This window comes from Candidatus Omnitrophota bacterium, assembly GCA_030650275.1.
Lineage (GTDB): Bacteria > Omnitrophota > Gorgyraeia > Zapsychrales > Fredricksoniimonadaceae > JACPXN01.
The window spans coordinates 60,637-72,355 of record JAUSEK010000011.1 but is presented as its reverse complement, the minus strand read 5'-3'; the positions used below and the strand labels follow the sequence as shown (position 1 = coordinate 72,355).

Below are 11,719 nucleotides of genomic sequence, written 5' to 3'. Positions count from 1 at the left end.
CTAAAAAATACCAAGGTAGCATATATCTGTCATGTTCAACGCCAACGATATTTTCCTTTCGGTCATTATCCCCGCCTTCAATGAAGAAAAAAGGGTCCGGGACAACACCCGCGCGGTTGAACAAAAATGCGATGCCATGCGTTTGAACTATGAGATCATCCTCGTCAATGACGGCTCCGTCGATAGCACTTTATCCAGGATGCAGGAATGCGCCGGCAGCCGTATCAAGGTCCTTTCTTATGAAAAAAACCGCGGCAAAGGTTTTGCGGTCCGCCACGGGATGCTCCATGCCGCGGGCCGATACAGGTTGTTCATGGACGCGGACCTGTCCACGTCGCTGGATGCCATGGACAAATTCCTTGAAGCCATGCGTCAGGATGACTACGATATGATCATCGGGGACCGCAAATCCAGGCCCGGTGATCATACGGTCAAACAACCCTGGCACAGACGATTTTTGGGCAAGGGCTTTATCGTTTTGTCCCGCTGGTGTGTCGGAAAAAAGATCAAGGACTTTACCTGCGGTTTTAAGATGTTCAACCGGAAGGCAGCGGACATTATTTTTAAAAAACAACAGATCTTGAACTGGGCGTTTGATACGGATCTCATTGCGATCGCGCTCATCCATGATTTGCGCATCGGTGAAATACCCGTGACTTGGAACCATCACCATGACTCCGCCGTGCGGCCCATGAGGAACGTCTTCACCTCACTGGCCGGGCTGTTAAAAATAAAATGGAATATCTTGCAGGGCGTATACCGGTAAAAAATGACCAACCAACGGGCATCCATGATCTCTTTTGAGCTCTTCCCTCCCAAAACGCCGGAGGGATACGAAAAACTGCTGGCGACCATCGCGCAATTGTGCGCCCTTAAGCCCGATTTTATCTCCTGCACCTACGGTGCCGGCGGCGGGAGCCGGGACAAGACGCTGGATATCGTTGAGCATATCCAAAAAACCCATGGTGTGGCCGCGGTGGCGCATTTGACCTGTGTCCTGCATACCAGAGACGAGATCAAGGCCATATTGCAAGACATGAAGCGCCGCGGGATCAGCCGCGTGCTGGCTTTGCGCGGGGACCCCCCCAAAGAAAACCCGGACTGGAAGGCGGGGCCGGACAATTTCCGCTACAGCAGTGACCTGGTCGCTTTTATCCGCAAGCATTTCGGCAATCATTTCACGATCGGCGTGGCGGGGTTTCCCGAGGGGCATATATTAGCCCTCAATCGCGAAATGGACGCGCAACATCTCAAAACTAAGATCGATGCGGGGGCGGATTATGTCATCACCCAACTTTTTTTTAATAATCAGGACTATTTTGATTATATCGCGCGTCTAAAAAAGTTAGGGGTCAACAAACCCGTTATTCCCGGAATTTTACCTATTACGGATTATCAGGCTTTGGTGAGATTTTGCTTACTTTGCGGAGCTTCCATCCCGGCTCAGGTCCATAAAATTTTTAAGCCCCTCGCGGACGACCCTCAGAAAACTTTGGAAGCGGGGATCGAATTTACCGTCGCGCAATGCCGGGAACTCCTGAAGGGCGGGGCCCCCGGCCTGCATTTTTATACCCTTAACAAACTGTCCCCCACGGACATTATTCTCAAAGAGATCTCTCGCTAAAACTTTACGCTCATCCCCACCGTGAAACTGCGTTCCGGCGCCGGAAAGAAATCCTTATTATTGGAATTGGTGGATTTCACGGCGGTGGAAAAATACTTCTGTTCAAAAATATTGTTCACCGCAAAAAAGATCTCCAGCGGGTCACGGTTGCAGGTCAATTTGCCGTCTAATGTAAAATACTGTTTGAGCGCAGGCGTGGTATTATTCGTATCATTGATGGCAAATCTCGATCCCACATAGGTGCCGATCAGGGACGCGCTGTAATGGTCAAACATCCCTAACGTCAACACCGCATTGGCCTGGTTTTTGGCCACCATGGGGATCCGGTGGCCGTCAAAGGCCCCGCCGTCAAATTCCGCGTCTTGATAATTATAGCTGGTGGACAAGCCGATCGTGTTGACATGCGCCAGCTCCGGCAGGAATTTCAACACATCGGTGGTCTGGCCTATTTCAATGCCGCGCCGCAAGGTGCGGTCATAATTGCTGTTGTCGCCAAAACCCCCTCCGGCCGTCGGATCTACAAAGATCTCGTTCCTTAACTTTGTGATGTACGGCGTCACATGAACGGTCACCGCGTCTTTAAAGTTATGCTTGATCCCGGCTTCATACTGTGTACCGGTCTGTTGTTTAAGGCCGGTGTTCAATCCCGTGAACGTGCTATACCATTCATCGGTCGCCAAAAAACGAAAACTCTGCTGCATATTGGCAAACATATTGGAACCCTTGGCATATTCGTATTTTAAACCGACCATGGAGGCCTGTTTGTCCGGCGCTTGTTTCTGATAACTTTGCGGCGCGTTCTTTTGATTGAACGTATAGTATGCTTTTTGATACCGGGTACCACCCGTCAAAAATACGTGGTTCCCTATTTCAAACTCACTGGATATATAGGCCCCGTATTCCCTTTTGGAAATGGTGATGTCATCGGAACTAAAACCGCCGCCCAGGATGTCCTGGTCCGTATTGTAATGATCAAATCCGGTGACCAGGTTCACCTCATGGTCAAAGATCGTCTTGTCAAAAATATATTTTCCGGTGATGCCGGTTGTATTGCTGTCGCGCTTGGTGTCTGTGCCCTGGCTTTGAAAGTCCGCATAGGTGTCCCGGTCGCGGTAGGAAACATCCATGACCAAATGGCCCAGATCTTCATTCAAGGGGCTTATATCAAACGTGGTCTGGACGGACCGATCTTTGGTGGACGCCTTGTCGGAAGGATTCCGGGTGCCGCGCCGGCCGTATTGTTCCAGTTGGGCGCCGCTAAGCCCTCCGGGAAGGCCATACGCGTCCTGATGCCATGTCGCATCCACCCCGATTTTAAACCAATCTGAAACCTTGGAACTTAAACGTGTCTGAAAATTCTTACTCAACACATCGCTGTTCTGGCGGTACCCGTGCTGGTCATCATAATCCGAATAGGCATAATACGATATATGTTTGGTACTGCCGGAAACTTCGGCGCTGGTGCCTCTGCTGTCATAGCTGCCATAGGTGCCGCTGATCTTACCGGATAATTTTCCTTGACCCTCTTTCGTAATGATGTTGACCACCCCGCCGACAGCATTGTCTCCATAGAGGACGGTCCCAAAACCCCGGACGATCTCAATGCGCTGGACGGAATCCAAAGGGATCTGCAGCAAGTCCGGCCCGGAAATATCCACCGGGTTCACCTTGCGGTCATTGACCAGCACCAGCACATTGCGGCTGGCCGTATCGCCGAATCCCCGGATATCAATAGTGGCTGTCTTGACGGTCCCGTTATCATAAATATTGACGCCCAATTGTTGTGACAGGATCTGGGCGACCGTGCTGGCGTTGGACGCTTCGATCGTGTCTTGGTCAATGACTGTGACGTCAGAAGACAATTTGTAATCATTTTGGGCCAGGCGGCTGGAGATGACGACGATCTTATCCAGATCAACCATATCAGCGTAAGCGTTGGTGGAAAACAATAAACACAACATACAAACCATCCAATACATATCATCTCCTTACGTAGGGGCGGGGTTCCCCGCCCCTACAATAAAATAACCCTCGACCGTAACAAAACGATCGAGGGTCTCCCTGTGACCAACTCAATATATGGCGCTCTTACCCCCGTCTCTCGCGGGTAATCGCTTTAAATACCGTCAAGTGTTCGGACTAGTCCGCCCCTCATGGGCGAAATCACCGCAGCGGGACTGTTCCCGGTTCGCACGGGATTTCCCTGACAGGTATGCTATTTTCTAGAACAGCCGCGCCAGGGCTGTGCCCTGACTGCGTTTGAAAGCCCACTCATAACCGGCGTACAACACCATACTGTACGCCACTGTTGAAGCCAGTGTACTTCTAAAGAACGGGATGGCCAAAATGTAACATTCGCGCAGGCCCGCCCAAGTATGCGGATACAGCGGCGAGAGCCACGCGCCGAAATTCGTCACGATGAAAAATACCACCGCGGATAAAATACTGCCGGCAAAGACCGTACCAAAACTTTTATGGTCTTTCAGCCACACGCCGATGGCGCTGATGGCCAGCATGCCCCCCCACGTAAAAACCATGGTGTCGTGAAATCCAAGGACCGCGTCGGTGATGATCATCAGCGCGACGGGAACGATCAGGGCCTGACGGCGCGATAAATACATGCCGCCGAACATGGCCACCGCCAAAATGGCAGTGAACTGCGGCGTATGCACGGCCAAACGCGAAGCAACCCCCAAAAAGACAAGTAAGAATGCCAACATATTTTTTATTATAGCAGACCGGGTCATTCTTGGAAATAGTTATTTTGACCCAACGCCAAAGCCAGTTCCGCTTTCTTTAATTCCTTCCCTAAATAAGCGCAATGGCCTTTGTCCTTAAACCACGCCAGCCGGTGTTTCTTTTCGTACCGGAAAATGCCCTCGTACAGGTCCTGCACTTTCGAACCGCGAAAAATCTTGACGATCACATGCTTTGCGTTGCAAACAGCGACCTCGATCTTCATCGCTGTAAAATCCGGACGGATGAGCGCGTAAAAACCAGACGGGTCCCTATGAAAATCCTTATACGGGTCATGAACAGAACAGTCTATCGTTGCGCAGTCGGGAGCGAACGACTGTTTGTGCCACACATAACTCTTGTCCTTATTGGCCGTCATCTTTTGCGTTCCCTCATGGTGCGGGCCGCCGCAACCATGTTCTTCAGGGCCTGCTCGACTTCCGGCCACTGGCGGGTCTTTAAACCGCAATCGGGATTGACCCAAATATTCTCTGACGGTAAAACACGCACGGCCCTGGCGAGCAAGTCCACCATCTCTGCCGTGGCCGGAACGCGGGGGGAATGGATATCGTAAACCCCCGGGCCTATTTCGTTGGGATATTGAAAATCCTCAAAGGCCTTGAGCAATTCCATGTTGGACCGCGATGTTTCAACGGAAATGACGTCCGCGTCCAGGGCGGCGATGGCCTCGATGATGTCATTGAATTGGGCGTAACACATATGCGTATGGATCTGCGTGTCATCTTTGACACCGGCGGAGGACAAACGGAAGGCGTCCACGGCCCAGCGCAGATATTCCGGCCAGTCCTTCCTGCGCAGCGGCAGGCCTTCGCGCAAAGCCGGCTCATCGATCTGGATGGCGGCAATGCCCGCCTTTTCCAGGTCCAAAACCTCGTCGCGTATGGCCAGGGCGATCTGTCTGGCCGTTTCACTGCGCGGCTGGTCATTGCGCACAAAACTCCACTGCATGATGGTCACCGGCCCGGTCAACATCCCCTTCATCGGTTTAGCGGTCAATGACTGGGCAAACGCCGACCAGCGCACGGTCATGGCCCGGGGCCTGTGAACATCACCGAAAATGATTGGCGGTTTGACATAGCGCGAGCCGTAACTTTGCACCCAGCCGTTGGACGTGAACGTAAATCCCGCCAGCTGTTCGCCGAAATACTCCACCATGTCGTTGCGTTCAAACTCGCCGTGCACCGGCATGTCCATGCCGATCTCATGCTGAAAATCAACCGCCTTTTTGATCTCCGATTCCAGGAACGCTTCATATTCCTTGATCCCGGTGCGGCCCGCTTTGAACTGGGCGCGCATGGCCCTGACCCCGGCTGTTTGCGGAAAGGAACCGATGGTCGTCGTCGGAAAAACCGGCAGGCGCAATTTGGCTCGCTGCAATTTCTGGCGCTGTTTAAAAAGCGACCCTCTCTTTAAGTCCTTGGGGCTTACGGCCCGCGAACGCCGCAGGACATCCGCGTTATGGATGCGGGCACTTTTCTGCCTTAAAGACAAAGCAGACCGGTTGGCCTCTAAAATGCCTTGACCGGCTGTCCCTTGCAGCAGACCGGACAACGCGGCCAGTTCATCCAATTTCTCCCCGGCAAAAGCCATCCAGGTTTTCAATTCGGCGTCCAAACCCGCTTCCTGCTTTAAACTCAAAGGAACATGAATGAGCGAACAGGATGCGGCGACGATCAGGCGTTCATCCCCTACGATGGCTTTGGCCTTGTTCAACACCTGCAGTGAGGCGGTGAAATCGTTCTTCCAAATATTGCGCCCGTCCACAACACCGACGGACAATGTCCTGTCTTTTGCGATGCCGCGGGCAACAGCCTCCACTTCCTGCGGCGCGCGCACGGCGTCCACGTGAAAACCGGCCGCAGGCAAATGGACAAAGGTCTCCAAAAGATCGCCCAACGGGCCGAAATAAGAAGCCACCATGATCTTGATACCTGAAATTTTGGCCAGACGCGTATACGCGCTGTTCAAAGCCCGGCGCTGATCTTCGCCCAGATCCAGGGCAAACACCGGCTCGTCCATCTGCACCCATTGGGCCCCTTGTTTGGATAAGCGGCGCAAAATTTCCTCATACACCGGCAGGATACGCTCCAGCAGCGTCAAAGGATCAAATGCCGGGTCATTGTCATGGTGTTTGCCCAGCATCAGATAGGTCACCGGCCCGATCAACACCGGCACTGTTTTGATGCCCAGGTCCAGGGCCTCCTGAAATTCGTCAAAAACCTTGGACGAAGACAAACGGAACTGTGTGCCGGATGAAAGTTCGGGAACAATATAATGGTAATTGGTATCAAACCATTTGGTCATTTCGCTGGCAGGCGCTGTCTGTGCGGCCGCGGGACGCAAACCGCGGGCGATAAAAAATTGCATGTCCAGATCAATGGGGCCGCCGTCCCAATGAAAACGTTCGGGCACATTGCCCAGCAAACAGGTCATGTCCAGGACCTGGTCGTAAAAACTGAAATCATTGCAGGGGATCAGGTCAATCGCCGCCTCTTTTTGTTTCAGCCAATTCTCCCGGCGGATCTGGCGCCCGGCCTCTTTTAAGGCCTCAAGGCCCAATTCCCCTTTCCAATAACTTTCCGTGGCTTTTTTCAACTGACGGTCTTGCCCGATCCGGGGATAACCCAAGACCTTGGTCTTGATACGGCCAGCGCTCATAGACCCCTCCCCGTAATGTAACGCACAAGGTCAACCACGCGGTTGGAATAGCCCCATTCGTTGTCATACCAGGAAACGATCTTGAAGAAACGCTTTTCACCTTTGAGATTGTTCTGGGTGGTGGCCAGGGAATCGTAAATGGAAGAACGGCTGTCATGGATAAAGTCCGTTGAGACCACTTCCTCGTTGGCATAGCCCAGATAACCCTTGAGATAGGTTTCAGAGGCCTTTTTCATGAGCGCGTCAATGGCTTCGATGGACGTGTCTTTAACGGAACGGAAGGTCAGGTCAACGACCGACACATCCGCCGTCGGAACGCGGAACGCCATGCCGGTCAATTTGCCCTTGGTCGCCGGCAAAACTTCGCCTACGGCCTTGGCCGCGCCGGTCGTTGAGGGAATGGTATTGATGGCTGCCGCGCGCCCGCCTCTCCAGTCCTTCTTGGAAGGGCCGTCCACGGTCTTTTGGGTGGCTGTGTAGGCATGGATGGTGGTCATCAGCCCGGTCTCGATTCCGATCCCTTCCTTTAATAAGACATGCACCAGCGGGGCCAGGCAGTTGGTGGTGCAGGAGGCATTGGAAATGATATGATGTTTGGCCGCGTCGTATTCGGCTTCATTGACGCCCATGACAATGGTCTTGACCTCGCCCTTGGCCGGGGCGGAAATGATGACCTTCTTGGCGCCTGCCTGCAAATGGCCGGCGGCTTTTTCGCTTTCGGTAAAGAGGCCCGTGGATTCAATGACAATGTCAACGCCCAGGGCCTTCCAGGGCAGTTCCGCAGGGTTTTTGGTGGCCGCAACACATTTGATCTTGTGGCCGTTGACCACGATGATGTCCGCTTCCGGCTTGGACGGGTCGCTTTTGGCGGTGGTCACCGGATGCTTGAAACGGCCGTGGATGGAATCGTATTTGATCTGATAGGCGAAATAATCCGCGTCCGTGGAAACGTCGACGACCGCGACCACATCAATGGTCTTGCCCAAAAGGCCCTGGTCGCAAATGGCCTGAAAAACCATGCGGCCGATGCGCCCAAACCCGTTGATACCGACTTTGACTGCCATGCTGTTACCTCCGGATATTTATGGTGTTAAGAAACCTTACAATAATATCCAACTGCAAAATTTTGTCAAGAGATTAGGGGAGATTAGGGGACACCCACCGTAACCTTAATTGCTGGTCCTGGTTTTCTCTTAGCCAAGACTCGACCGGTTCTTATTTCCAGATCATCAACGAACGCTTTATCTCCCAACGGCCTTCCTGTTCGCTGATGCGTCTCCAAAGATTTCAGACTTTTCTGTTCATCGGCTTCTGATAAATACGATCCCCAATCTCTGATCTCATCCAATAAATAAAAATGGTTTAATACCTCATCCTTCTGTCGCTTAACATGGGCCTTCGCACTCGACCAAGAATAATCTTCGGCTTTATCAACGATGCCGGCCCTTACGGGATTGCGTTCCACATACCGCACCGCTGCCCATAAATATCTTGCGTCCATCGGATAACTCCTAAACCTTCCCTGCCACAAATGGCCCCGCCAATCTTCACGGAAGTTGACCATGCGCGTATACGACCGGTGCGTTTCACTGATGCATTCCGTCAAAGCCCCCTTTTGCTTGGGCATGACGATCAAATGCACGTGATTGTCCATCAAACAATACGCCCAAATATCCACACCGAACAGATCCGCCTGAACTTTTAAAATATGCAGATACCTGGCTTTATCGCCGCCTTTAATAAAAACTTTCTGGTTGCGATTGCCCCGCTGGACAACGTGATAAGGATATCCGATGATTTCAATGCGCGCGATTCTGGACATAAATCCCCCTTGTAAATGGTTGGCAATTACGGGGACACCCACCATAACCTTAATTAGTTCGGGTTACGGTGGGTGTCCCCAGAACTACTCTCACGCCGGTGTAGAGCGGTCCACAATAAAACCTATTTTTGTCCTTTTATAACCGTCCCGCCTGTCAGGCACGGCCATCAACTGCCGGATCGCATCAAATATGTGGATGATCTTTGCGTCATGCTCACCGAATTTCCTCTCCAGGTCTACGATCTTGCGGGCCAGGTCTTTACGGGACATTATCAACTCTTTCAACCTTACAAAAACCCGCATGATCTGAATATTGACCTCGATGGCCCTGTCGCTATTCAGCACGCTGGACAGCATGGCAACGCCCTGCTCTGTAAAAGCGTATGGCAAATACTTGATATTCCGCCCTTGATTCAAGGTCGCAAATTGCGACCTTGAAAACATCGCCTCATCCCAAGTCAGCTCAAACATAAAATCCTCCGGAAATCGCTTAAGATTCCTGCGGACCTGCTCTTTTAACCGCCTGGTAGACACGCCGTACATTTCCGCCAGGTCTTTATCAAGCATGACCTTATGCCCACGAACCAAGCAGATCTTGCTCTGGATGATCTCAACCGCTACAGAGTTCTTCTTAACGCCTCGTTTTTGCATGGAATACCCCTTGAAAAGATTAAAAATGAATAGAAATGGATGCAACGATCATCTATGCGGGGAGTTTGTACAAACTGCGTTCCAGCGGGGAACCGGAAGACTGCTTAACAGCACTACTGTATCATCGCGGACTTAATAAGTCAATTATTGGAACATCCACCGTAACCTTAATTAATTCGGGTTACGGTGGGTGTCCCCTTAATTCACGAGCAGCGTCGTGCGGGGCGGTGGGGACGATGTGCAGGCCTGTCCCCCACTCAAAGCCGATACTGCGGGTGAGTTTGGGGATGATCTCAATATGCCAGTGGTAACAGTCCGGCCTGGCATAATGGACCGGGGATGTGTGCAGATAGAAATTATAAGAAGGGTTGGACAAGGTCTTGCGGATGCGCCGCAGCACGTCCAGAAGGTGGACGGCCAGCGCTTCGGCCGTCCCAGCGTCCATGTCCGCGAAATCTGCGCCATGGCTTTTGGGGATGATCCATGTCTCAAAGGCATAACGCGGGGCATACGGACAAAAAGCCAAAAACGCGTTGTTCTCGCCGACGATGCGTTCCTTGTCCTCGTATTCCTGATGAATGATATCGCAAAAAACACAACGGCCGCGGCGGTCGTAATACCCCTCGGCCCCGTTGATCTCCTCCAAAACGGACTTGGGCACCATGGGCAGGGCGATGGCCTGGCTGTGCGCATGCTCAACGGTGGCTCCCGCGGAGGCGCCGAAATTCTTAAAAATACAGACATATTTATGGCGGGGATCTTTGGCCAGCACCCGCAAACGGCTCTGGTATTGGCTGATGACAAAGGACATTTCCTGCGCCGAAAGGTCCGCGAGGCCCTTGTCGTGGTCCGGCGTTTCAATGATGACCTCATGGACCCCCACCCCGCTCATCACGTCAAACATCCCCTGCCCCTGTTTTCCCACCGCGCCGGCATTGGTCAGCGCCGGGAATTTATTGGGGACCGTGCGCACCATCCATCCGGGGGTGTTGGGGCCGCTGTGCTCGGGGCGCAGGGCATCTGTTTCCGGCGGGGTGAAATGCTCCCTGCCCGGACAAAATTGACAAATGGCCTGGCGGCAGGGGGCATTGTCCTCCTTGAGAAAATCCCCAGGACCTTTGGGATGGTCGGTGTCCATGACCACCCAGCGTCCCGCGATCGGATCTCTGCGCAATTCCGGCATCAGGCCTGCACCTCACGTAAAAATTTCGCGGCCATTTCCGGCGGGATGGGGCAAATGTAAAAACCCGTGCCCCGCTCAAAACCGGCCACCCTTGTCAAGCGCGGCATCAGTTCAATGTGCCAGCGGTAATCCTCGCAGATCGTCGGATACTTCACTGAATCCGGCTTCCCGCCTTCAAAAGGCGCGGAATGGATGACAAAATTATACGCGGGGTCATGAAGGCCCGTTTTGAATTTCAACAAAAGGATCTTCATGACCATCGCCAGTTCTCCCTCGAGGCCTGCGACCCCCTGGGCAAAATCCCAATGATGACGTTTGGGGACGATCCAGGTCTCAAAGGGAAAACGCGCGGCAAACGGCGTGAACGCGATGAAATTGTCCGTTTCCAGGACCACCCGTTCCCTCTCCCTGCGTTCCTGCTGGACAAGGTCCTCGAACAGGCAGCGCTCGTGAAAATCAAAATACCGTTTGGCGCCGATGATCTTGTCTTTAACGCGGATGGGCAAAACAGGCACGGCCATGATCTGCGAACGGGTGTGGCCGATGTCGCGGCTTCCCGCGGCAAGGCCGTAGTTCTTATAAGCAAGGACGTATTTGACGGCCGCATCCTGCTGATGATGACGCATGCGCAGCGCGTAGGTGGCAAAAACGTTCTTGATCTGCTCGACGGGCAGGTCCGCCATGTTAGCGATATGCTGCGGCGTTTCGATCACGACCTCGTGGGCGCCGTAACTGGGGCAAACCTCATAAAGGCCGTGGACACGCGGGGCGAAAGACGCGGCGGAATTAAAGAACGGCGTGCCGCTTTTGACCACGCGCACCCCGTCATAGGCATAAACCTGTTCGGCCTGTTCGCCTTTGCAGAACGGACAAGTGTCGGCGGGCGTTGTATGTTCAACAGGGTCCACAAAAGCCGCCGGACGGCGGGCGCGTTCGGTGGCGATGATGACCCAGCGGCTGACAACGGGATCTTTGCGCAATTCAGGCATAGGGCAAATTATAACACAAGGCCAAATACGGCCGG

Annotated in this window: 11 protein-coding genes and 1 riboswitch; of the genes, 2 read left to right on the top strand and 9 right to left on the bottom strand. The window is 53.0% G+C overall.

Annotated elements, in window-relative coordinates:
- The first annotated feature begins 31 nt into the window (after positions 1 to 31).
- Positions 32 to 766, top strand: a complete 735-nt coding sequence (locus Q7K71_03135) for a glycosyltransferase family 2 protein (protein ID MDO8675098.1) — start codon at positions 32 to 34, stop codon at positions 764 to 766.
- A gap of 3 nt (positions 767 to 769) precedes the next feature.
- Positions 770 to 1,624, top strand: a complete 855-nt coding sequence (gene metF, locus Q7K71_03130) for a methylenetetrahydrofolate reductase [NAD(P)H] (protein MDO8675097.1) — start codon at positions 770 to 772, stop codon at positions 1,622 to 1,624.
- Here the strand turns inward: metF and Q7K71_03125 are convergent.
- The 9 genes from Q7K71_03125 to Q7K71_03085 all read right to left on the bottom strand — a co-directional run bounded on the left by Q7K71_03125 (position 1,621) and on the right by Q7K71_03085 (position 11,684).
- Positions 1,621 to 3,585, bottom strand: a complete 1,965-nt coding sequence (locus Q7K71_03125) for a TonB-dependent receptor (protein ID MDO8675096.1) — start codon at positions 3,583 to 3,585, stop codon at positions 1,621 to 1,623. The two genes, metF and Q7K71_03125, sit on opposite strands and share 4 nt — an antisense overlap.
- A gap of 146 nt (positions 3,586 to 3,731) precedes the next feature.
- Positions 3,732 to 3,871, bottom strand: a riboswitch (cobalamin riboswitch).
- Positions 3,847 to 4,344 carry a hypothetical protein gene (locus Q7K71_03120; GenBank protein MDO8675095.1) on the bottom strand — a complete coding sequence of 166 codons (498 nt, stop codon included), beginning with the start codon at positions 4,342 to 4,344 and terminating at the stop codon, positions 3,847 to 3,849. Its footprint overlaps the riboswitch before it by 25 nt.
- A 23-nt stretch (positions 4,345 to 4,367) precedes the next feature.
- Positions 4,368 to 4,739 (bottom strand): hypothetical protein, encoded by a 372-nt coding sequence (locus Q7K71_03115; GenBank protein ID MDO8675094.1) that lies wholly within the window; start codon positions 4,737 to 4,739, stop codon positions 4,368 to 4,370.
- Positions 4,736 to 7,039, bottom strand: a complete 2,304-nt coding sequence (metE, locus tag Q7K71_03110; protein MDO8675093.1) for a 5-methyltetrahydropteroyltriglutamate--homocysteine S-methyltransferase — start codon at positions 7,037 to 7,039, stop codon at positions 4,736 to 4,738. The genes Q7K71_03115 and metE overlap by 4 nt, the downstream gene beginning before the upstream one ends.
- Positions 7,036 to 8,103 (bottom strand): type I glyceraldehyde-3-phosphate dehydrogenase, encoded by a 1,068-nt coding sequence (gene gap / locus Q7K71_03105; GenBank protein MDO8675092.1) that lies wholly within the window; start codon positions 8,101 to 8,103, stop codon positions 7,036 to 7,038. The genes metE and gap overlap by 4 nt, the downstream gene beginning before the upstream one ends.
- An 83-nt stretch (positions 8,104 to 8,186) precedes the next feature.
- Complete coding sequence (locus Q7K71_03100) at positions 8,187 to 8,861, bottom strand: transposase (protein MDO8675091.1); 675 nt, start codon at positions 8,859 to 8,861, stop codon at positions 8,187 to 8,189.
- Positions 8,862 to 8,951: 90 nt separating this feature from the next.
- Positions 8,952 to 9,512, bottom strand: coding sequence for an ORF6N domain-containing protein (locus tag Q7K71_03095; protein ID MDO8675090.1), 561 nt, complete (start codon positions 9,510 to 9,512; stop codon positions 8,952 to 8,954).
- 181 nt (positions 9,513 to 9,693) lie between these two features.
- Positions 9,694 to 10,695, bottom strand: coding sequence for a galactose-1-phosphate uridylyltransferase (galT, locus tag Q7K71_03090; GenBank protein ID MDO8675089.1), 1,002 nt, complete (start codon positions 10,693 to 10,695; stop codon positions 9,694 to 9,696).
- Complete coding sequence (locus tag Q7K71_03085; protein MDO8675088.1) at positions 10,695 to 11,684, bottom strand: galactose-1-phosphate uridylyltransferase; 990 nt, start codon at positions 11,682 to 11,684, stop codon at positions 10,695 to 10,697. Before Q7K71_03085 ends, galT begins: the two co-directional genes overlap by 1 nt.
- Positions 11,685 to 11,719 lie beyond the last annotated feature (35 nt).

Bases quoted from the DNA above. Each gene is read 5' to 3' on its own strand.
- metF (MDO8675097.1), top strand. From the start codon at position 770: ATGACCAACCAACGGGCATCCATGATCTCTTTTGAGCTCTTCCCTCCC.
- metE (MDO8675093.1), bottom strand. From the start codon at position 7,039: ATGAGCGCTGGCCGTATCAAGACCAAGGTCTTGGGTTATCCCCGGATC.
- Q7K71_03120 (MDO8675095.1), bottom strand. From the start codon at position 4,344: ATGTTGGCATTCTTACTTGTCTTTTTGGGGGTTGCTTCGCGTTTGGCC.
- Q7K71_03135 (MDO8675098.1), top strand. From the start codon at position 32: ATGTTCAACGCCAACGATATTTTCCTTTCGGTCATTATCCCCGCCTTC.
- Q7K71_03095 (MDO8675090.1), bottom strand. From the start codon at position 9,512: ATGCAAAAACGAGGCGTTAAGAAGAACTCTGTAGCGGTTGAGATCATC.
- Q7K71_03100 (MDO8675091.1), bottom strand. From the start codon at position 8,861: ATGTCCAGAATCGCGCGCATTGAAATCATCGGATATCCTTATCACGTT.
- galT (MDO8675089.1), bottom strand. From the start codon at position 10,695: ATGCCGGAATTGCGCAGAGATCCGATCGCGGGACGCTGGGTGGTCATG.
- Q7K71_03125 (MDO8675096.1), bottom strand. From the start codon at position 3,585: ATGTTGTGTTTATTGTTTTCCACCAACGCTTACGCTGATATGGTTGAT.
- Q7K71_03115 (MDO8675094.1), bottom strand. From the start codon at position 4,739: ATGACGGCCAATAAGGACAAGAGTTATGTGTGGCACAAACAGTCGTTC.
- Q7K71_03085 (MDO8675088.1), bottom strand. From the start codon at position 11,684: ATGCCTGAATTGCGCAAAGATCCCGTTGTCAGCCGCTGGGTCATCATC.
- gap (MDO8675092.1), bottom strand. From the start codon at position 8,103: ATGGCAGTCAAAGTCGGTATCAACGGGTTTGGGCGCATCGGCCGCATG.